We start from the raw sequence: 17,810 nt of genomic DNA on the forward strand, positions 1-17,810 counted from the left end.
CGGCCTTACCCCTTCACCGCGCCGGCGACCAGCCCGGAGACCATCCGGCGCTGCACCAGCAGGAAGAAGACGATCACCGGGAGGGTGAACAGCGTCGACGCGGCCATCACCGACCCCCAGGCCGTGTCGTCGCGGCCGAAGAAGAACGTCATCGCGACCGGCAGGGTGTAGCGCCCCTGGTCGTTGATGAAGGTCAACGCGAAGATCAGCTCGTTCCAGGCGGTGATGAAGGAGAAGATGCTGGTCGCCACGAGGCCCGGTGCCACCAGCGGGAAGAGGATCCGGCGGAAGGTCTGCGCCCGGCTGGCGCCGTCGATGGCCGCCGCCTCCTCCAGTTCCTTCGGCACCGCCGCGACGAAGCCGCGCAGCATCCACACCGCGAACGGCAGCGAGAAGCCGAGGTAGGTCAGGATCAGGCTGGGCAGGGTGTTGTAGAGCCCGAGCCGCTGGATCATCAGGAACAGCGGGATGACCAGCGCCTCCAGCGGGATCATCTGCACCACCAGCAGCATGATCAGGAAGCTGGTCCGCAGCTTGAACCGGAACCGGGCCACCGCGGTCGCGGCCAGCAGCGCCACCAGGCCGCTGAGCAGCACGGTGGCGACGGCGACCAGCACGCTGTTGAGGAAGAAGTCGAGGAACGTGACGCCCGGGATGAGGTTGCCGCCGAGGATCTCCCGGTAGTGCTCCAGCGTCGGCTCGGTGGGCACCGGCCGTGGGGTGGACGCGAAGATCTCGCTGTTCGGTTTGAGCGAGGTGGCGACCATCCAGTAGACGGGGAAGGCCGCGAAGAGCGCGACCAGCAGGCCGGCCCCGTTCAGCGCGATCCGCTTCACGCTTCCTCCTGCCGGAGCACCATGCGGACGTAGAGGCCGGTCACCAGGAGCAGGATCGCGGTGAGGATGACCGCGATCGCCGCGCCGAGGCCGTACTTGGGCGGCGGGGAGAACGCCTCGGCGTACGAGTAGATGGAGAGCATGAACGTCGAGCGGTCCTGGGTGCCGCCGGCCAGCACGAACTGCTGGGTGAAGACCTTGAAGTCCCAGATGGTGGAGAGCACCACCAGGATCCCGAAGACCGGCCGCAGCACCGGGAAGGTGACCGACCAGAACACCCGCCACGGGCCGGCCCCGTCGACCCGCGCCGCCTCCTGCAGCTCGCTCGGCACGCTCTTCAGCCCGGCCAGCACGCTGACCGCGACGAACGGGAAGGAGTGCCAGACCACCACCAGGGTGAGGATGGTGAAGAAGAGCAGCGGGGCGTTGAACCAGCCGTACCCGGTCCAGTCGCTGCGCCCGAACAGGGCGGTGGAGAGCCCGTCGGGCAGCTTGTTGAACAGCCAGGTCACCAGGCCGCTGGTGTCGTCGAAGATCCACTTCCAGACGATGGTGCCGGTCAGCGCCGGCGTCGCCCAGGCCAGCATCACGCAGCTGGCGACAAAGGTGGCCATCCGCTTGCCGAGCCGGTTGAGCAGCAGGCCGACCAGGGTGCCGAGGATCATCGTCAGCACCACGTTCGCGGCGGCGAAGAGCACCGTGTTGCGCAGCACCGTACGGAAGAACGGGTCGCCCAGGATCTGGGCGTAGTTGGCCAGCCCCACCCACGGCCACTCGCGGTCCCCGCGCAACTGCCGGACGTTGTTCAGCTTGAAGAACGACATCGCGACGACCTGGCCGAGCGGCCAGAGCAGCAGCACCGCGATGATCGCCAGGCAGGGCAGCAGCAGCAGGTACGGCAGGCGGTCCACGCGGGGCCGCCGCCGCGCGGGGGTCTCCCGCGCGGCGGCCGTCCCGGGGCCCTTGGTCAGTAGGCTCACTTGCTGTTCAAGATGCCTTCCATCTCGGTGGCCGCGTCGGCGGTGGCCTGCTCGACCGTCTTCTGGCCCTTGATGACCGCGCTGTTCATCGCCTGGGTCACGGTCTTGGTCCGGCTGACCTCCACCCACTTCGGGGTCAGCGGGGTCAGCTTGGTGTTCTGCATGGCGGTGGCGAACGCGCCCATCACCTTGTCGTCGGTGTACTCACCGCCGCCGACCAGGTCCTGGTAGACCGGGAAGAAGCCGAGGCTGCCGGCGAACTCCTTGTCGTTCTGCTTGCTCAGCAGGACGGTGAGGTAGTCCCAGGCCAGCGCCTGCCGCTCGCTGTCCTTCCAGATGGCGACGTCCGAGCCACCGGCGAAGGCGGGGGCCGCCTGGCCGTCCGGGCCGGGGATGGGGAAGGTGCCCCACACCTTCTCGATCTCGGGGTTGTCCTTCTTCATCGCGCCCCCCTGCCAGCTGCCGGCGAAGGCCATCGCGGCCCTGCCGGTGGCGAACTGGGTACGGGCGTCGACCTCGTTCCAGCCGGCCGCCGCGGGCGGGGCGACCTTGTGCACGGTGACCAGGTCGGTCCAGAACTTGACCGCCTTCTGTGCCTCCGGCGTGTTGTAACCGGACTTCCAGGTGTCGCCCTGCTTGGTGGCGATCTCCGCGCCGGCGCCCCAGAGGAAGGAGTAGAACGGCAGCTCCGAGTTGCCGGGCAGGGCGATGCCGTACGTGCCGGGCTTCTTGGCCTGGACGGCCTTGGCGGCGGCCACCATGTCGTCCCAGGTCTTCGGCGGCTGCACGCCGGCCTCGGCGAACCAGTCGGTGCGGTAGTAGACGGCGCGCACGCCCGCGTACCACGGCACGCCGTACTGCTTGCCGTCGAGCTGGGCGTTCTTGACCAGGTCGGGCAGGATGTCCTTGCCCTCGGCCCAGCCGTTGAACTTGTCGGAGACGTCGGCGAGGGCTTCCTGCTCCGCCCAGCCCTGGGTCTCGGTGTTGCCGAGCTCGGTGACGTCCGGTCCCTCACCGCCGGCGAGCGCCGCCTGGAACTTCTTCGGCGCCTCGAGCCAGGGAACGTACTGGACCACCACGTCGGTGTCGGGATGCTTCTTGCGGAACTCGGTCTCGACGCCGTCGAGGAACGCCGTCTGCTCGTCGCCGCCCTCGCCCATCATCCAGACCGTCAGCTTGCTGTTGTCGGGGGACTCCGCCTTGTCGGAGCCTCCGCAGCCGGTGAGCACCATCGCGGCCGACGCCACGAAGGCGGTGACCGGGGCCAGCCGCTTCCACCTGTTCACGCCACTCTCCCTCGCGCCGTCCTGGCACTAACCTTCTCCGCCGCACCTTAGTAGGTAAAATTTCTTTACGACAGGGGGCGGTGGCGAGCCGCGCGAGGCGACGGTACCGCAGGAGTGCGGTGGGGCGGCAGATCGGGACGAGTCACCACGGGGCCGGCGGGACACCCGCGAGCGGGCGTCCGACCACGAGGGTCGGACGCCCGCTGGGGTGCGTGGGATCAGTAGCGCGAGACGCCGCGTCGGCGACCCACCCCGGAGACCAGGGCGACGGCGATGGCGGCCAGCACCACCTGGACGAGCAGCTCACGCCAGTCGATGCCGGCGGTCTCGGTGGCGATGCCGATCGCCCGGGCGAGGACCGTACCGAGCAGCGCGGCGCCCACACCGATGAGCATGTGCAGCCAGATCGGCATCGGGTTGCGGCCGGGGACGGCCAGCCGGCCGAGCGCCCCGACGATCAGACCGACAAACAGGGCGGTGATGATGCCCCAAACGGTGAGCTCCATGGTCGCCCTCCTCCTTCAAGACTCAGTCACACCAAACTGTGTGGTTTTCCTGTCGGAGCAATAGATTCCCGGGCCGCCGAATTGCCAAACCGAATTTCGGCCGCAGCCGGGGCCGGATCACCCGATCTGGGACGATGCATGCCGTTCTCCCTGCACAGACGCCGCCTCCCGGGGCAACCCCGGAGGCGCCTACGCGCGTCGGCCGGGCGCCCGAAGGGCCGGTGGCCATCGACGCGCGCCATCCTCGGTGAATCGGGGAGCCACGGAGACGAACGGTCACCGACGCGAAGCGGGCGCCCGACCGGATCGGTCGGGCGCCCGCTGAGGTCGCGAGATGTCGCGGAATTACCGGTGGGTGACGTGGCGGCGACGGCCCACGCCGGACACCAGGGCGACCGCGATGGCGGCCAGCACCACCTGGACGAGCAGCTCACGCCAGTCGATGCCGGCAGTCTCGGTGGCGATGCCGATCGCCCGGGCGAGGACCGTACCGAGCAGCGCGGCGCCCACACCGATGAGCATGTGCAGCCAGATCGGCATCGGGTTGCGGCCGGGGACGGCCAGCCGGCCGAGCGCCCCGACGATCAGACCGACGAACAGGGCGGTGATGATGCCCCAGACGGTGAGCTCCATGTCGATTCTCCTCGAAAAGCTACTGTCACACCGTTTGGTGTGTTTCCTGTCGTGACCGCTAGATGCCCGACCCGCCGAGAACCCAAACCGACTCAGCCCCAACAGGTGGCCGACCGTCGATGCCCGCGGCTGCCTCGATCGCGCCGGCGGCGGACGACAGCCGCAGCTCAGCGGGGCAGGAACGATCATCGGGGGCGTGGCGGACAGAGCGAAAATTCCTCCGCCGGCCAGCCGGTTTCGGTCTCCGCTCCCGCTGGCGCCTCGGCCGGCCCGCCCGCCGAGGCCCGGGCTACCGCCGCCTCGTCAAACGAAACGAGCGCGACACCTCAGGGGCACTCTGCGGTGTCGCGCTCGGTCGCACGTGGCTCCGCCGCCCGGCTCGGTCCGGCGGTCCGGGGTCACCGCGCCGCCGTCAGGTGGCTCCGGAGAACCCGGCTGGCGTCACTTCTTCCCGGCGGGAGGCTTGCCGTCGCCGGAGTCGGAGGAGAGGGCGGCGATGAAGGCCTCCTGGGGGACCTCCACCCGGCCGACCATCTTCATCCGCTTCTTGCCCTCCTTCTGCTTCTCCAGCAGCTTGCGCTTACGGCTGATGTCACCGCCGTAGCACTTGGCGAGCACGTCCTTGCGGATCGCCCGGATGGTCTCCCGGGCGATGACCCGGCTGCCGATGGCGGCCTGGATGGGCACCTCGAACTGCTGCCGCGGGATCAGGTTGCGCAGCTTGGCGGCGATGGTGGTGCCGTACGCGTACGCCTTGTCCTTGTGCACGATCGCGCTGAACGCGTCCACCGGCTCGCCGTGCAGCAGGATGTCCACCTTGACCAGGTCGGACGCCTGCTCGCCGGAGGGCTCGTAGTCCAGCGAGGCGTAGCCCTTGGTGCGGCTCTTCAACTGGTCGAAGAAGTCGAAGATGATCTCGGCGAGGGGCAGCGTGTAGCGCAGCTCCACCCGGTCGGCGGAGAGGTAGTCCATGCCGAGCAGGCTGCCCCGGCGCCCCTGGCACAGCTCCATCACCGCGCCGACGTAGTCATTCGGGGTGAGCACGGTGGCCCGCACCACCGGCTCGTACACCTCGGCGATCTTGCCCGTCGGGTACTCGCTCGGGTTGGTCACCACGATCTCCTGGCCGTCCTCGGTGATGGCCCGGTAGACCACGTTGGGGGCGGTGGAGATCAGGTCGAGGTTGTACTCCCGCTCCAGCCGCTCCCGGATGATCTCCAGGTGGAGCAGGCCGAGGAAGCCGCAGCGGAAACCGAAGCCCAGCGCGCCGGACGTCTCCGGCTCGTAGTCGAGGGCGGCGTCATTGAGCTTGAGCTTGTCCAGCGCCTCGCGCAGGTTCGGGTAGTCCGAGCCGTCGATCGGGTAGAGGCCGGAGTAGACCATCGGCTTCGGGTCCTTGTAGCCACCCAGCGCCTCGGCCGCCGGCCGCGAGTTGATGGTGACCGTGTCACCGACCCGGGACTGCCGGACGTCCTTGACCCCGGTGATCAGATAGCCCACCTCACCGACGCCGAGCGCGTCGGCCTTCACCATCTCCGGCGAGATGACGCCGATCTCCAGCAGCTCGTGCACCGCGGCGGTGGACATCATCTTGATCCGGTCCCGGGCGCTGATCCGACCGTCGATCACCCGGACGTAGGTGACCACGCCCCGGTAGACGTCGTACACCGAGTCGAAGATCATCGCCCGGGCGGGGGCGGCGGCGTCACCGACCGGCGGGACGAACTGCCGGACGATCTCGTCGAGCAGGTACGGCACGCCGTCGCCGGTCTTGCCGGAGACCCGGATGCAGTCGGCCGGGTCGCCGCCGATCAGGTGGGCCAGCTCCTCGGCGTACTTCTCCGGCTGGGCGGCCGGCAGGTCGATCTTGTTGAGGACCGGGATGATCTTCAGGTCGTTCTCGAGCGCCAGGTAGAGGTTGGCCAGGGTCTGCGCCTCGATGCCCTGCGCGGCGTCGACCAGCAGCAGGGCGCCCTCACAGGCGGCCAGCGAGCGGGACACCTCGTAGGTGAAGTCGACGTGGCCCGGAGTGTCGATCATGTTGAGGACGGCCTGCTCACCGGCCCGCTCGCCCTCCCGGATGGTCCACGGCATCCGGACGGCCTGGCTCTTGATGGTGATGCCACGCTCGCGCTCGATGTCCATCCGGTCGAGGTATTGCGCGCGCATCTGCCGTGGGTCGACCACGCCGGTGAGCTGCAGCATCCGGTCGGCCAGGGTCGACTTCCCGTGGTCGATGTGGGCGATGATGCAGAAGTTCCTGATCCGCGCCGGGTCGGTGGCACCAGGAGCGTTCGCGCCGGGATCGAGCGTCGGTGGCACAGCGGTCCGTTCTGGTCGGCTGACGTGAGCGGGCCGGCGCGCGCCGGCCCCCTCTATGCTCCCACGTCGCTCCGGACGCGGTCGGATCACTCCTCCGGTGCCGGCCGGACGGGCCCCGGAGGGGCGTCACTCCTGCGGCGGCTCGACGAAGAGGGCGGCCAGCTTCGGCAGCCGCCGGCGGGCCTCCTCCTCGTCGTCGAAGTCCCAGAAGTCGTTGAGGTCCGGCTGGACCACCGCGTCCCGCTCGGCCGGCAGCTCGGTGGCGGTCGCCTTCCGGTACGCCGCCCAGGCCACCGTCAGCATGTCGGGACACTCGAACTCCTCGCCGCTGAGCGCGGCGGCCCGGACCCTCGGCAGCTCGGCCAGCGAGTCGGGGTCACCCACCGCCCTCGCGAAGACCGCCCGACCCTGGGTCATCAGCCAACCCCGGAAGTGCTCGAAGCCGTCGTCGGAGGCGCCGCCGTTGATCAGGTACGCCGCGCCCCAGAGGTCGACCTGGTAGGAGGCGACGAGCACCCGGCGCTGATGCTCGGCGTACCCGGCGATGTCCGCCGGGTCGCGCTCGGCGAGCAGCGCGACCACCCGGGCCGCGACCGCGTCGGCCTCTCCCCCGGCGCCCGCCCGCGCCTCGTCGATCAACTGCCAGAACTCGTCGGTCCGCATGGTCTCGCAGTCTGGCAGAGCCGGCCGACAAGCGGTCCCGGCCGGGCCGCCTCGCCTCGGGCATCCTGGGAGGCGTGACCGCAGCCAGCCCGGTGCCCTACCACGCCACCGCCGTACGTCCGTCGTGGCCGGCGCTGCCGGCGGCCCTGCGCGCCGCGGTGGCCGCGCGGCTCGGCGGGCCCGTGGTGTCGGCGCGCAGCGCCGGGGCGGGCTTCACCCGCGGGTTCGCCGCGGTGCTGGCGACCGCCGACGGGGCCCGGGCGTTCGTGAAGGCCGCCGACCTGGCCCACCAGCGGCACCTCGCCGACTGGTACCACCGGGAGGCGGCCGTCCTCGCCTGGCTCCCGGCCGGCCTGGCGGTCCCCCGCCCGCGCTGGGCCCTGGCCGAGGCCGGTTGGTACGCCGTCGGCCTGGACGCCGTCGACGGCCGGACGCCCCGGCTGCCCTGGGCCCCGGCCGAGCTGGCCGCTGTCCTGGACGGGTACGCAGAGGTGGCCGCCGCGCTCGCCACGCCCCCGGCGGGCCTGGTCGCGCTCCGGCCGCCCCACCTCGCCGACCTGGCCCGGGAGGACATCCTGCGCTGGGGCGACGTGGCCGCCGGCCACGAGCCGGTCCCGCAGCTGCCGCCGTGGGCCGCCCGGCGGCTGCCGGACCTGGCGGCCCTGGAGGCGCGGCTGCCGGCGTACGCGGCGCCCGCGTCCGGGCTGATCCACGGCGACCTGCGGGTGGACAACGTGCTGCTCGACCCCGCCGGGCGGGCCTGGTTCTGCGACTGGACCTGGCTCTGTCACGGCCCGCCCTGGTTCGACCTGGTCACCCTGCTGCTCACCGGCCGCACCGCCGGACCGGACGCGGACGTCGCCTTCGCCACCCACCCGGCCGCCGCCGGCGCGCCGCCGGACGCGCTCGACGTGACCCTCGCCGCGCTCGCCGGATACTTTCTCACCAGCGCCCCGGCCGGCCCCTCGACCGCCTCCCCGCACATCCGGTCCCACCAGCGGTTCAGCGGGGAGCAGGCGCTCGGCTGGCTGGCCGCCCGGCGAGGGTGGACCTGAGCCGTTTTGGCTCGTCCGGGCAGACCTGGTAACCTGGCTTTTCGCGCGGCGATGACCCATGCTCGTTGCGTGTAAGCAGACCAACCCGAGCTATCAAGACGAGGCTGTCGCGTGGCGAACATCAAGTCCCAGATCAAGCGCAACCGGCAGAACGAGAAGCGCCGGCTGCGTAACAAGTCGGTCAAGTCGTCGCTGAAGACCGCCATCCGGAAGTTCCACGAGGCTGCCGAGGCCGGCGACACCGAGAAGGCCACCGCGCTGATGCGGGACGCCGCCCGTAAGCTGGACCAGGCTGCCAGCAAGGGCGTCATCCACGGCAACCAGGCGGCCAACCGCAAGTCGGCCATCGCCAAGCGGGTGGCATCCTTCTCGGCCTGACCGGCCGAGCCCAGACCTGACCGGAAGCCCCGGGTCCGACCCGGGGCTTCCGGTTGTCTGCGTCTCCGGGCTTCCGGTTGTCTGCGTCTCCGGGCGCAGGCCCGGCCCGCGCGGCCCGCCCCGGGTCGCCGGGCGGAACCCCGACCCGGCCGGGGCGACCCCGCCGCCGGGCGGTCAGTGCGATGGCTCGCGCCGCTCCCAGCCGGGCAGCTCGTGCTTGCGGTCGGCGGCGGGCAGCGCGGAGCCGGACCCGATCACCACACCGGGCACGGCGTGGGCGGACCAGTCCACCGCCACCCGCCCCACGGCCGGCTCCATCTCCCGGCGGAAGCGGTCCCGCTCCTGCTCGGGCACCAGGGCCGCGGAGCGGACCACCACCTCGGCCACCACGTCGTTGAGCTTCACCATCACCGCCACCGCGGCCGGCAGCACCAGCACCGCCCACCAGCTGACCAGCTCGGCGAGGGCGAGCAGGACGGCCAGCGCGACGGCGCCCTCGAAGAAGAGGAAGCAGAGCACCCCGCCGGGGTTGACGAAGCGCAGGCCGAGCAGCCGGGCGTAGAGCGGCCGGAACCGCTCCTCGTCCGCCGGGATGGTGGCCCAGGCCGTGCGGGGCGCCCCGGTCACCGGCCGCCGCCCTGTCGCGCGGCGGCGACCGAGAAGACCGCCTTCTCCAGGGCGTACGCCCGGTCGTCCGCGCCGCCCTTGACGGCCGCGTTGCACTCGGCGGCGACCCGCATCGCCACCACCAGGCCCTCCGGCGTCCAGCCCCGGGCCCGCTGCTGGGCGTTCTTGATCTTCCAGGCGGGCATGCCCAGGGTGCTGGCGAGCTGGTACGGGTCGCCCCGGCCGGCGGCGGCGACCCGGGCCACCGTCCGGACCCCGTCGGCCAGGGCATCGGCGATCGGCACCGGGTCGACCCCGACGTGCAGCGCCCACCGCAGCGCCTCCAGCGCCCCCGCCACGTCCCCGACCATGGTGGCGTCGGCGACCGTGAAGCCACTCACCTCGACCCGACCCCGGTAGTAGCGGGACACCGTCTCCGCCCCGATCCGGCCGTCGGTGTCGGCGAGCAGCTGCGAACAGGCCGCCGCCAGCTCGCGCAGGTCCGTGCCGACCGCGGCGATCAACGCCTCGGCCGCGTCCTCGGTGCACCTGCCGCCGCCGCGGCGGATCTCGTCGCGCACGAACGCCACCCGTTCCCGGTGCCCCTTGAGCTTCGCGGCGGGGACCACCGTGGCGCCGGCGGCGCGCAGCCCGTCGGCGAAGGCCTTGCCCTTGGCGCCCCCGAGATGCAGCACGACCAACTGCACCTCCGGGTCGGGGTTCTTCGCGTACGCGAGCAGCGCGGTGACCAGGTCCTTGCGGGCGTCCTGGCCGGCGCGGAGCACCAGCACCCGCCGCCCGCCGAACAGCGACGGGCTGAGCATCTCGGCGATCTCCCCGACGGCGAGTGCGCCCGCCTGGTACTCCCGGACGTCCACGCCCGGATCGACCGCGCGGGCCGCCGCCACCGTTTCGGAAACGGCGCGCGTGGCGAGCAGCTCCTCGTCGCCCAGGACGAGCAGAATGGGGGGGAGACTGGCGGCGGTCACGCCGCCCATACTCGCACGGCCCCGCGCCGTATCGTGCCTGCTCGTTCCACCCTCCGGCGGCCGGCCCCGCACACATCGCAAATCCCGACATTCACCGCAGTCTCATCATTCCCGGCAAGTTGCCCGAGCGCAGATCAGGGCCGGTGGCCGGGGTCGAGGCCCCGGGAGACCACCGCCAGCCCGTGCCGCCCCCACACCACCGCAACGTCCCCGTCAGTGTCGGTACGCAGCACCCGGGCGCCGCTGCGGGCCAGCCGGCCCAGCACCTCCTGACTGGGGTGGCCGTACCCGTTGCCCGCGCCGACCGGCACCAGGGCCACCGCCGGGCGGACCGCGTCCAGGAAGTCCGGATCCTGGTAGGCGCTGCCGTGGTGGGCCACCTTCAGCACGTCGGCCCGGAACGCGCCGGGCGGGGCGCGGTCCAGCAGCGCCCGCTGCTGTTCCGTCTCGGCGTCGCCGGGCAGCAGGATGCCGACCCCGGCCACGGTCGCCCGCAGGATGACCGAGTTGTTGTTGGGATCCGAGCGGGTGCCCCGCAGCGGGTACGGCGGCCCGAGCACCGCCAGCTCGACAGCGCCGAACCGGAAGCGCTCACCGGCCACGGCGGGCCGGAGCGACGTGCCGCCGGTGGCCGCCGCGGCCCGCACCAGGGCCCGACCGGCGGCCGGCTCCCACCAGCCCGGCACCAGCACCGCCGCCACCCGCCGTCCCCGGAACATCCCGGCCACCCCGCCGATGTGGTCGGCGTGGAAGTGGCTGACCACCAGCAGCGGCACCTCCCGTACGCCCAGCCGGCGCAGGCAGGCGTCCGCCTCTCCCGGTTCCGGTCCGGCGTCGACCACCACCGCCCGGCCCGGCGCGACCGGCAGCACCACGGTGTCGCCCTGCCCCACCGCGCAGGCCACCACCACCCAGCCTTGCGGCGGCCACCCGGGGGCGAGCAGGCGCACCGGCAGCGCGCCGAGCACCACCGCCACCGCGACGACCGTCAGCAGCCGGCGCAGCACCGGCCGGCGGGCCGCCACCAGCAACGCCACCGTCAGCGCGGCGAGCAGCAGGGCCCCGAGCGTGCCGCCCGGCCAGGGCAGCGTGCCGGCCGGCAGCCGCGCCCCGTACCGGGCGATGCACACCAGCCACCACGCCGGCCAGCTCCCCAGCCAGGCGGCGAACTCCGCCCCGGCCGGCCAGACCGGCGAGATGAGGGCGGCCACCACGCCGAACACGGTGGCCGGCGCGACGGCCGGAACCGCCAGCAGGTTCGCCGGGACGGCCACCAGGCTCACCGTGCCGGAGATGCCCGCCACCACCGGGCCGCAGGCGAGCTGGGCCGCCGCCGGCACCGCCAGCGCCTCGGCCAGCCCGGCCGGAACCCCGCGCCGGCGCAGCGCGTCCCGCCAGGGCGGCGCGAACAGCAGCAGCCCACCGGTGGCCAGCACGGACAGCGCGAAGCCCGGGTCACCGGCCAGCTCCGGGTCCACCATCACCAGCACGGTCACCGCCGCGGCCAGGGCAGGCAGCGCGGCCCGGGGCCGGCCGGCGGCCAGCGCGGCCAACCCGATCGCCCCCATGGTGGCGGCCCGGACGACGCTCGGCGACGGGCGGACCAGGATCACGAAGCCGACCAGCGCCAGCCCGCAGAGGGCGACGGCCAGCCAGGGGCCGGCCCGGGCCCACCGCGCCAGCAGCAGCACGGCACCCACCACGATGGCCACGTTGCTGCCCGACACCGCGTTCAAATGGGTCATCCCGGTGGCCCGGAAGTCCTCCTCCACCGTCGACGGCAACCGGCTGGTGTCGCCCACCACCAGGCCCGGCAGCAGGCCACCCTGTTCGTCGGGCAGCGGCGCGCACGCGCGTTGCAGCCCGGCCCGCAGCGCACCGGCGGCCCGCTGCGCCCAGGACGACTCGCCGTGCAGCCTCGGCGCTTCGGTCACGGTCAGCACCACCGCCGTCAGGTCACCACCCCGGGGCGCGGCGGTGCGCCCCTGCGCGGTGAGCCGTTGGCCGGGCAGCAGCCCCCGCCAGCCGTCGCCGGTGGCCAGCACCAGCATCCGTACGGAGGCGGTCACCCGCCGGCCGTCCCCGGTGGTCACCGACCGCAGCTCGGCCGGGACCAGCAGGGTGGCCGGCCGCCCGGCGACCCCGCGGAGCGGCCGCGGATCGTCCCGGACGACCAGCTCGACGGTGACCGCGACCCGCTCCTCGACCAGGCCCCGGATCGGCGGCGCGTCGCGGGCGGCCAGCCGGGTGGCGGTGAGGCCGGCGCCGCACACCACCCCGAGCAGCACGGCGACGGCGATCCAGCCGTACCGGCGGGCGGGGGCGCGGGGAGGGCCGAGGACGCCGAGCAGGTGGGCGGCGGTCAGCCCGGCGAGCCCGGCGGCCACCGCGGCCAGCAGGGCGGCCGTCCCGGCGGTCAGCCGCAATCCGGCCAGCGCGGCCAGCCAGGCCGCCGTCGCGAGGCCGGCCAGCCGGAGATCGGGTACGTCCTGCCGGTCCGGCTCGGCGGCCTCCCCAGTCCGCTCGGCGTCCACCCCGCTCCGGCCCGCCCGCGCGGTGTGTCCCGGTCGCGCGGTCACACCGTCACCAGGTCCTTGAGCTGCTCGTACCGGGCGTCGCCGATCCCCTCCACCTGGCGCAGGTCGCCGACCGACCGGAACCCGCCGAGTTGGTCACGGTGGGCGATGATCCGCTGGGCCAGCACCGGCCCGACGCCGGGCAGCGTGTCGAGCTCGGCCAGGCTGGCAGTGTTCAGGTTGACCCGGCCGCCGGCTGCCGGGGCGGGGCCGCCCGCCGGCCCCGCGCCCGCCGCGCCGGTCGCCGCCGGGGCGGGCTGCCCGGGCGGGGCGGTCACCCCGACCAGGATCAGCTCCCCGTCGGTCACCTTCCGAGCCGGGTTGAGCAGGGCCACCTCCACGCCGGGCAGCGCGCCCCCGGCGGCGTCGAGGGCGTCACCGACCCGGGCGCCGGCCGGCAGCCGGACCAGGCCGGGTCGGCGTACCTTGCCGGCCACCGCCACCACCAGCTCGGTGGCGGCGGTCGGTTCCGGTCCGGCGGGCCCGGGGTCGACCGCGGCCTCCGGGCCGGTGGGAGCCGCGGCGGCGGCCGGCGGACGGACCGGCTCGGCCGCCGGCCGGGACCGCCACGCCCACAGCGCGGCGCCGAGCACCACCACGGCGGCGACGGCGGCCAACGCGCGGACCCCGCGCCGGCCGGGATCGAACGCGGCCGGGCCGGGCAGCCGGGACGGCGCGCCGGCCGCACCGTTCGGAGCCGGCGGGTCGGTGGACCCGGCCGCGGACGGGTCGAGGGGCGGACCGGTGCTCGCGGCGGGTGGGTCGGCGAGCCCTTCGAGGTGGGGATCGGGACGGCGGCCAGAAAGCCCGTCGGGGTGCGGCCCGGGACGGCGGCCGGCGAGCCCGTCGGGGTGCGGGCCGGCGGGACGGAGGACGGCCGCCGGCCGCGCCGGGACCGGCCCGTCGGGCGGTCGCGGCGGCCCCGCCGCCCGGCCGTCGTCCCGCCGTTGCGCCGCCCCAGCGGGCGCGGTCGCCGCCCCGCCGGTCACCCGGAACAGCCGCCGCCGCACCCGCGTCTCCTCGTCCTCCGACACGCCGCGACGGTAGGGCCTGCCGGGCCGCTCGTTCCGGCCCGAGCGGGCGGCTGTGGACAGCGACCGCGCCTGTGGACAACCGCCTGATCATGCGCCGGTCTGCTATGGCGCGAACGGGCCCTGCTCCTCGAACCGGGTCGGCCCGGCTCCGCCTTTCTGATGAATCTCGCTCACGTTTGGCGCTGAAGGTCGAGGTGTCCTGCTATGCCCGCCGTCAGGTCACCAACGCCGCCGTCACCGGAGGCAGCCACACCGCGACGCACACCGCCACCGACCGCACCAGCGTCAACCACAACGAACACTGCCGCTGCGACCACCACTGGTGACGGCCGGGGCGGTCCCGCGCGACAGGCCGCGGGCCCCGCCCCGTCCCACGCCGGAGGCCCGGAGTGCTCAGTGCGCCTCCGGGTCGAGGCCGAGCGCCGCCCGCCCGCCGTCCACCGGCAGCGTCACCCCGTTGACGAAGCTCGCGTCCGCCGACAGCAGGTACGCCACGGCCGCCGCCGCCTCGTCGGCGCCGGCGATCCGCCCCAGCGGGTGCAGCCGGGCGAGTTCGCCGGAGATCCGTTCCGCCTCGGTCGAGGGCTGGCCGGCGAGGAAGGCATCGTGCCGTTCGGTGGTCACCGAGCCGAGCGCCACCGCGTTGACCCGCACGCCGTACCGGCCGTAGTCGACCGCCAGGGCCCGGGTCAGCCCCTCGACGGCGGCCTTGGCCGTCGCGTACGGCAGTGCGCCGGGGACCGGGCGGGCCGCCTGGTGGGAGGAGACGTTGACGACGGCGCCGCCGGTGCCGGCCTCCAGGAATCGGCGTACGGCCGTGGCCGAGCCGGTCACCGCCGGGCGCAGGTTGGCCGCGATCAGGTCGAACACCTCGGCCGCCGGGGCGGTGTGCACGGAGGCGTCGCGGAACACGGCCGCGTTGTTCACCCAACCGCGCAGCGGCGCCGCCCGCTCGGCGAGGTCGGCGGCGTGGCCGGTGACGTCCTCGTCGGCGGCGTCACCGGTGACGGGCACCACCCGGTCACCGGCGGGATGACCGGCCACCCAGGCCAGCGCGGCCGGGTCCCGTTCGATCACCACCACCGTGCCGCCGGCCGCGAGCAGCCGTTCCACCACGGCCCGGCCCACTCCCCGGCCGCCGCCGGTCACCACGTGGGACATCGGTCCACCTCCGGGTTTCTAGGTTCCTACGGTGGCGGTGTCAACTCAGCGGCGGTGGAGGACGACGCAGGCGAGGCCGGGGCCGGCGTGCGCGGCGATCACCGCGCCGGCCTCGGTGACGTACGTGTCGCGGAGCCGGTCGCCGAGCCGCTCGGTGAGCGCCTGCCGCAACTGGTCGGCCCGCTCGGGCGCGGCGAGGTGGTGCACAGCCAGGTCGACCTGGCCGTCGCCGGCCGCCTCGACCGCGAGGTCGACCAGTCGGGCCACCCCCCGGCTCGCGGTGCGCACCTTGTCCTTGAGCACGATCGCGCCGTCCGGCATGTGCATGATCGGCTTCACCGACAGGGCGGTGCCGAGCAGCGCCTCGGCCGCGTTGATCCGGCCACCCCGGCGCAGGAACTCCAGCGTGTCGACGTAGAAGAAGATGGTGGTGCGGTCGACGGCGGCAACCGCCGCGTCGCGTACGCCGGCCAGGTCCACGCCGGCCGCCGCGGCGGTGACCGCCGCGAGCACTGGGAAGCCCAGCCCCATGCCGGTGGAACGGCTGTCGACCACCTCGACCCGGTCGCCGCCGACCTCCGCGGCGGCCAGCCGGGCCGCCTCGACGGTGCCGGAGAGCTCGGCCGACAGGTGCACCGAAACCACGCCGTCGGCGCCGCCGTCCAGCAGTTGTCGGTACGTCCGGGCGAACTGCTCGGGCGCGGGACGGGAGGTGCTCACCGACACCCGCCGGCCGCGCAGCGCCGCGGTGGCGTCCGCCGGGATGGTCTCCACCCCCTCCAGTCCTTCCGCGCCGTTGAGCACCACGGTCAGCGGCACCACGGTCAGCCGGTGCGCCTGCACCAGCTCGGGCGGCAGGTAGGCGGTGGAGTCGGTGACGACCGCGACGGGCATGCCCGGCACGCTAGCGGATCCCGTCGTCCGGCGCCCGGGGCGGACGGCCTCAGACCGGCTCGGCCGGCACGGGGGCGGTGATCAAGCCGACGTTGTGCGCCCGCAGGTGCCAGCCCCGGGTGTCGTCGTGCCGCAGCTCGGTCCAGTGGCAGTTGGCCAGCGAGCCGACGCTGCGCAGCACGCCGTGGTCCCAGCCGAGCAGGTGGCCGATGCCCTGCCGGGCGGCGCCGCCGTGGGTGGCCAGCACGATGGTGCCGCCGGGGGTGACCTCCGCCGCGTCGGTGAACGCGGCGGCGACCCGCTTGCCGAGGTCGTCGAGGGTCTCCAGGCCGGCGCCGGGATCGGGGTCACCAGCCCGCCAGCGGGCGAACTCGGTGGGGAACCGCTCGGCGGCCTCGGTGAGGAAGAGGCCCTGCCACCGGCCGAAGTGGCGTTCACGCAGCCGGGCGTCGGAACGGACCGGCAGGCCGGTCAGCGCGGCGAGCGCGGCGGCGGTGTCCGCCGCCCGGCGCAGGTCGCTGGCGACGATGGCGTCGGGCCGCAGCGCGGCGAGCAGCGGTGCCGCGGCGCGGGCCTGCTCACGGCCGAGGTCGTTGAGGGAGACGTCGGTCTGGCCCTGGACCCGGCTGGTGGCATTCCACTCGGTGTTGCCGTGCCGCCAGACGATCAGTCGGGTCATTCGGCGCTGGCGGTGCCGGCGGTCGAGTCGGCGAGGTCCCGGTCCACGAACGGGACCTGCGGGCAGTCCTTCCAGAGCCGGTCGAGCGCGTAGAACTCGCGCTCCTCGGTGTGCTGGACGTGCACCACGACGTCGACGTAGTCGAGCAGCACCCAGCGACCCCCACGCTCGCCCTCGCGCCGGACCGGCTTCGCCTTCTCCGGGAGCTCCAGCAGGCGCTCCTCGATGGCGTCGACGATGGCCAGCACCTGCCGCTCGTTGGGGGCGGCGGCGAGCACGAAGGCGTCGGTGATGGCGAGCTGGTCGCCCACGTCGATGATGACGATGTCCTGCGCCTTTTTGTCGGCGGCGGCCTGCGCGGCGGCGGTCGCCAGCTCGCGGGCGCGTTCGGAAATTGTCAACGTTCTCCTTCGATCAACCGTGCGATGCTCCAAGCCTCTCACACCCGGCGACGGCACGACCGGTCAGTTGTTGCCGGTTACCGGGACGAACCGGGCCATCTCCCCGCACCGTCCTGCTGGTAGAGCCGCCGTTTCGCGATGTACTGCACCACACCGTCGGGCACCAGGTACCAGACCGGCTCGCCGCGGGCCACCCGGGCGCGGCAGTCGGTGGACGAGATGGCCATCGCGGGCACCTGGATCAGGCTGACCGTGTCGGCCGGCAGGTGCTTGTCGGAGAGTTCGAAGCCGGGCCGGGTGACCCCGATGAAGTGGGCCAGTTCGAGGACCTCGTCCAGGTCCTTCCAGGAGAGGATCCGCTCCAGCGCGTCCGCCCCGGTGATGAAGAACAGCTGCGCCTTCGGGCCGTACGCGGCGTGCAGGTCGCGGAGGGTGTCGATGGTGTAGGTCGGGCCGCCGCGGTCGATGTCGACCCGGCTGACCTGGAAGCGCGGGTTGGACGCGGTGGCGATCACCGTCATCAGGTAGCGGTCCTCCGGCGGGCTGACCGGTTCGTCCGCCTTCTGCCAGGGCTGCCCGGTCGGCACGAAGACCACCTCGTCCAGCCCGAACCGGTCCGCCACCTCGCTGGCGGCCACGAGGTGACCGTGATGGATCGGGTCGAAGGTGCCGCCCATGATCCCGATCCGCCGGATGTCTTCCTCCACCCCGCGATCCTAGACGAGTAGTTCCGATGTCAGGGGTCGATGTCTGGGCATGAAGGGAGGGTGCCGATGATCATGTTGTGACGCAAGACCTCGACACCCTCTTG

General features: G+C 73.5%; 19 protein-coding genes. 3 read left to right on the top strand and 16 right to left on the bottom strand.

Annotation, left to right across the window (positions count from 1 at the left end; translation table 11 throughout):
* Positions 1-5: 5 nt before the first annotated feature.
* The 7 genes from AB0H57_RS24300 to AB0H57_RS24330 all read right to left on the bottom strand — a co-directional run bounded on the left by AB0H57_RS24300 (position 6) and on the right by AB0H57_RS24330 (position 7,226).
* Complete coding sequence (locus AB0H57_RS24300) at positions 6-836, bottom strand: carbohydrate ABC transporter permease (protein WP_357510099.1); 831 nt, start codon at positions 834-836, stop codon at positions 6-8.
* Positions 833-1,816, bottom strand: coding sequence for a sugar ABC transporter permease (locus AB0H57_RS24305; protein ID WP_357510101.1), 984 nt, complete (start codon positions 1,814-1,816; stop codon positions 833-835). The genes AB0H57_RS24300 and AB0H57_RS24305 overlap by 4 nt, the downstream gene beginning before the upstream one ends.
* Positions 1,813-3,102: a sugar ABC transporter substrate-binding protein gene (locus AB0H57_RS24310; protein WP_357510103.1), complete on the bottom strand. Its 1,290-nt coding sequence runs from the start codon at positions 3,100-3,102 to the stop codon at positions 1,813-1,815. The genes AB0H57_RS24305 and AB0H57_RS24310 overlap by 4 nt, the downstream gene beginning before the upstream one ends.
* Positions 3,103-3,320: 218 nt before the next feature.
* Positions 3,321-3,608, bottom strand: coding sequence for a GlsB/YeaQ/YmgE family stress response membrane protein (locus AB0H57_RS24315; RefSeq protein ID WP_357510105.1), 288 nt, complete (start codon positions 3,606-3,608; stop codon positions 3,321-3,323).
* Positions 3,609-3,953: 345 nt separating this feature from the next.
* Positions 3,954-4,241, bottom strand: coding sequence for a GlsB/YeaQ/YmgE family stress response membrane protein (locus AB0H57_RS24320; protein ID WP_357510107.1), 288 nt, complete (start codon positions 4,239-4,241; stop codon positions 3,954-3,956).
* Between the two features lie 441 nt (positions 4,242-4,682).
* Positions 4,683-6,563, bottom strand: coding sequence for a translation elongation factor 4 (gene lepA / locus AB0H57_RS24325; RefSeq protein WP_357510109.1), 1,881 nt, complete (start codon positions 6,561-6,563; stop codon positions 4,683-4,685).
* A 126-nt stretch (positions 6,564-6,689) separates the two neighbouring features.
* Positions 6,690-7,226, bottom strand: a complete 537-nt coding sequence (locus tag AB0H57_RS24330) for a DUF4240 domain-containing protein (protein ID WP_357510111.1) — start codon at positions 7,224-7,226, stop codon at positions 6,690-6,692.
* Between the two features lie 62 nt (positions 7,227-7,288).
* On the opposite strand from AB0H57_RS24330, the gene AB0H57_RS24335 reads away from it, so the two are divergent.
* On the top strand, positions 7,289-8,281 hold the full coding sequence (locus tag AB0H57_RS24335; RefSeq protein WP_357510139.1) for an aminoglycoside phosphotransferase family protein: 993 nt from the start codon (positions 7,289-7,291) through the stop codon (positions 8,279-8,281).
* 111 nt (positions 8,282-8,392) lie between these two features.
* On the top strand, positions 8,393-8,659 hold the full coding sequence (gene rpsT, locus AB0H57_RS24340) for a 30S ribosomal protein S20 (RefSeq protein WP_357510113.1): 267 nt from the start codon (positions 8,393-8,395) through the stop codon (positions 8,657-8,659).
* 174 nt (positions 8,660-8,833) lie between these two features.
* On the opposite strand, the gene AB0H57_RS24345 is transcribed toward rpsT, so the two are convergent.
* The 4 genes from AB0H57_RS24345 to AB0H57_RS24360 all read right to left on the bottom strand — a co-directional run bounded on the left by AB0H57_RS24345 (position 8,834) and on the right by AB0H57_RS24360 (position 13,864).
* Entirely contained in the window at positions 8,834-9,286 is a 453-nt protein-coding gene (locus AB0H57_RS24345; RefSeq protein ID WP_357510115.1) for a hypothetical protein, read from the bottom strand.
* Positions 9,283-10,263 (bottom strand): DNA polymerase III subunit delta, encoded by a 981-nt coding sequence (gene holA, locus AB0H57_RS24350; RefSeq protein WP_357510117.1) that lies wholly within the window; start codon positions 10,261-10,263, stop codon positions 9,283-9,285. Before holA ends, AB0H57_RS24345 begins: the two co-directional genes overlap by 4 nt.
* Before the next feature lie 125 nt (positions 10,264-10,388).
* Positions 10,389-12,788 (bottom strand): ComEC/Rec2 family competence protein, encoded by a 2,400-nt coding sequence (locus AB0H57_RS24355; protein ID WP_357510141.1) that lies wholly within the window; start codon positions 12,786-12,788, stop codon positions 10,389-10,391.
* 41 nt (positions 12,789-12,829) lie between these two features.
* Complete coding sequence (locus AB0H57_RS24360; protein ID WP_357510119.1) at positions 12,830-13,864, bottom strand: ComEA family DNA-binding protein; 1,035 nt, start codon at positions 13,862-13,864, stop codon at positions 12,830-12,832.
* Positions 13,865-14,040: 176 nt separating this feature from the next.
* Here AB0H57_RS24360 and AB0H57_RS24365 point away from each other — a divergent pair, with 176 nt between their 5' ends.
* The gene (locus tag AB0H57_RS24365) at positions 14,041-14,190 is read left to right on the top strand and encodes a hypothetical protein (protein ID WP_357510121.1); all 150 of its coding nucleotides are present in this window, start codon (positions 14,041-14,043) and stop codon (positions 14,188-14,190) included.
* A gap of 67 nt (positions 14,191-14,257) precedes the next feature.
* Here AB0H57_RS24365 and AB0H57_RS24370 read toward each other — a convergent pair whose 3' ends face one another.
* The 5 genes from AB0H57_RS24370 to nadD form a co-directional block, all read right to left on the bottom strand.
* Complete coding sequence (locus AB0H57_RS24370) at positions 14,258-15,025, bottom strand: SDR family oxidoreductase (RefSeq protein ID WP_357510123.1); 768 nt, start codon at positions 15,023-15,025, stop codon at positions 14,258-14,260.
* A gap of 45 nt (positions 15,026-15,070) precedes the next feature.
* Entirely contained in the window at positions 15,071-15,919 is an 849-nt protein-coding gene (locus tag AB0H57_RS24375) for a DegV family protein (RefSeq protein ID WP_357510125.1), read from the bottom strand.
* A 49-nt stretch (positions 15,920-15,968) separates the two neighbouring features.
* Positions 15,969-16,598, bottom strand: coding sequence for a histidine phosphatase family protein (locus AB0H57_RS24380; RefSeq protein WP_357510127.1), 630 nt, complete (start codon positions 16,596-16,598; stop codon positions 15,969-15,971).
* On the bottom strand, positions 16,595-16,999 hold the full coding sequence (rsfS, locus tag AB0H57_RS24385; protein WP_357510129.1) for a ribosome silencing factor: 405 nt from the start codon (positions 16,997-16,999) through the stop codon (positions 16,595-16,597). Before rsfS ends, AB0H57_RS24380 begins: the two co-directional genes overlap by 4 nt.
* Before the next feature lie 77 nt (positions 17,000-17,076).
* Positions 17,077-17,706 (bottom strand): nicotinate-nucleotide adenylyltransferase, encoded by a 630-nt coding sequence (nadD, locus tag AB0H57_RS24390; protein ID WP_357510131.1) that lies wholly within the window; start codon positions 17,704-17,706, stop codon positions 17,077-17,079.
* Between the last annotated feature and the right edge of the window lie 104 nt (positions 17,707-17,810).

Origin of the sequence: Micromonospora sp. NPDC050686 (assembly GCF_040654475.1) — a bacterium.
Lineage (GTDB): Bacteria > Actinomycetota > Actinomycetes > Mycobacteriales > Micromonosporaceae > Micromonospora.

Bases quoted from the DNA above. Each gene is read 5' to 3' on its own strand.
- AB0H57_RS24370 (WP_357510123.1), bottom strand. From the start codon at position 15,025: ATGTCCCACGTGGTGACCGGCGGCGGCCGGGGAGTGGGCCGGGCCGTG.
- AB0H57_RS24320 (WP_357510107.1), bottom strand. From the start codon at position 4,241: ATGGAGCTCACCGTCTGGGGCATCATCACCGCCCTGTTCGTCGGTCTG.
- AB0H57_RS24330 (WP_357510111.1), bottom strand. From the start codon at position 7,226: ATGCGGACCGACGAGTTCTGGCAGTTGATCGACGAGGCGCGGGCGGGC.
- AB0H57_RS24380 (WP_357510127.1), bottom strand. From the start codon at position 16,598: ATGACCCGACTGATCGTCTGGCGGCACGGCAACACCGAGTGGAATGCC.
- holA (WP_357510117.1), bottom strand. From the start codon at position 10,263: ATGGGCGGCGTGACCGCCGCCAGTCTCCCCCCCATTCTGCTCGTCCTG.
- AB0H57_RS24375 (WP_357510125.1), bottom strand. From the start codon at position 15,919: ATGCCCGTCGCGGTCGTCACCGACTCCACCGCCTACCTGCCGCCCGAG.
- AB0H57_RS24315 (WP_357510105.1), bottom strand. From the start codon at position 3,608: ATGGAGCTCACCGTTTGGGGCATCATCACCGCCCTGTTTGTCGGTCTG.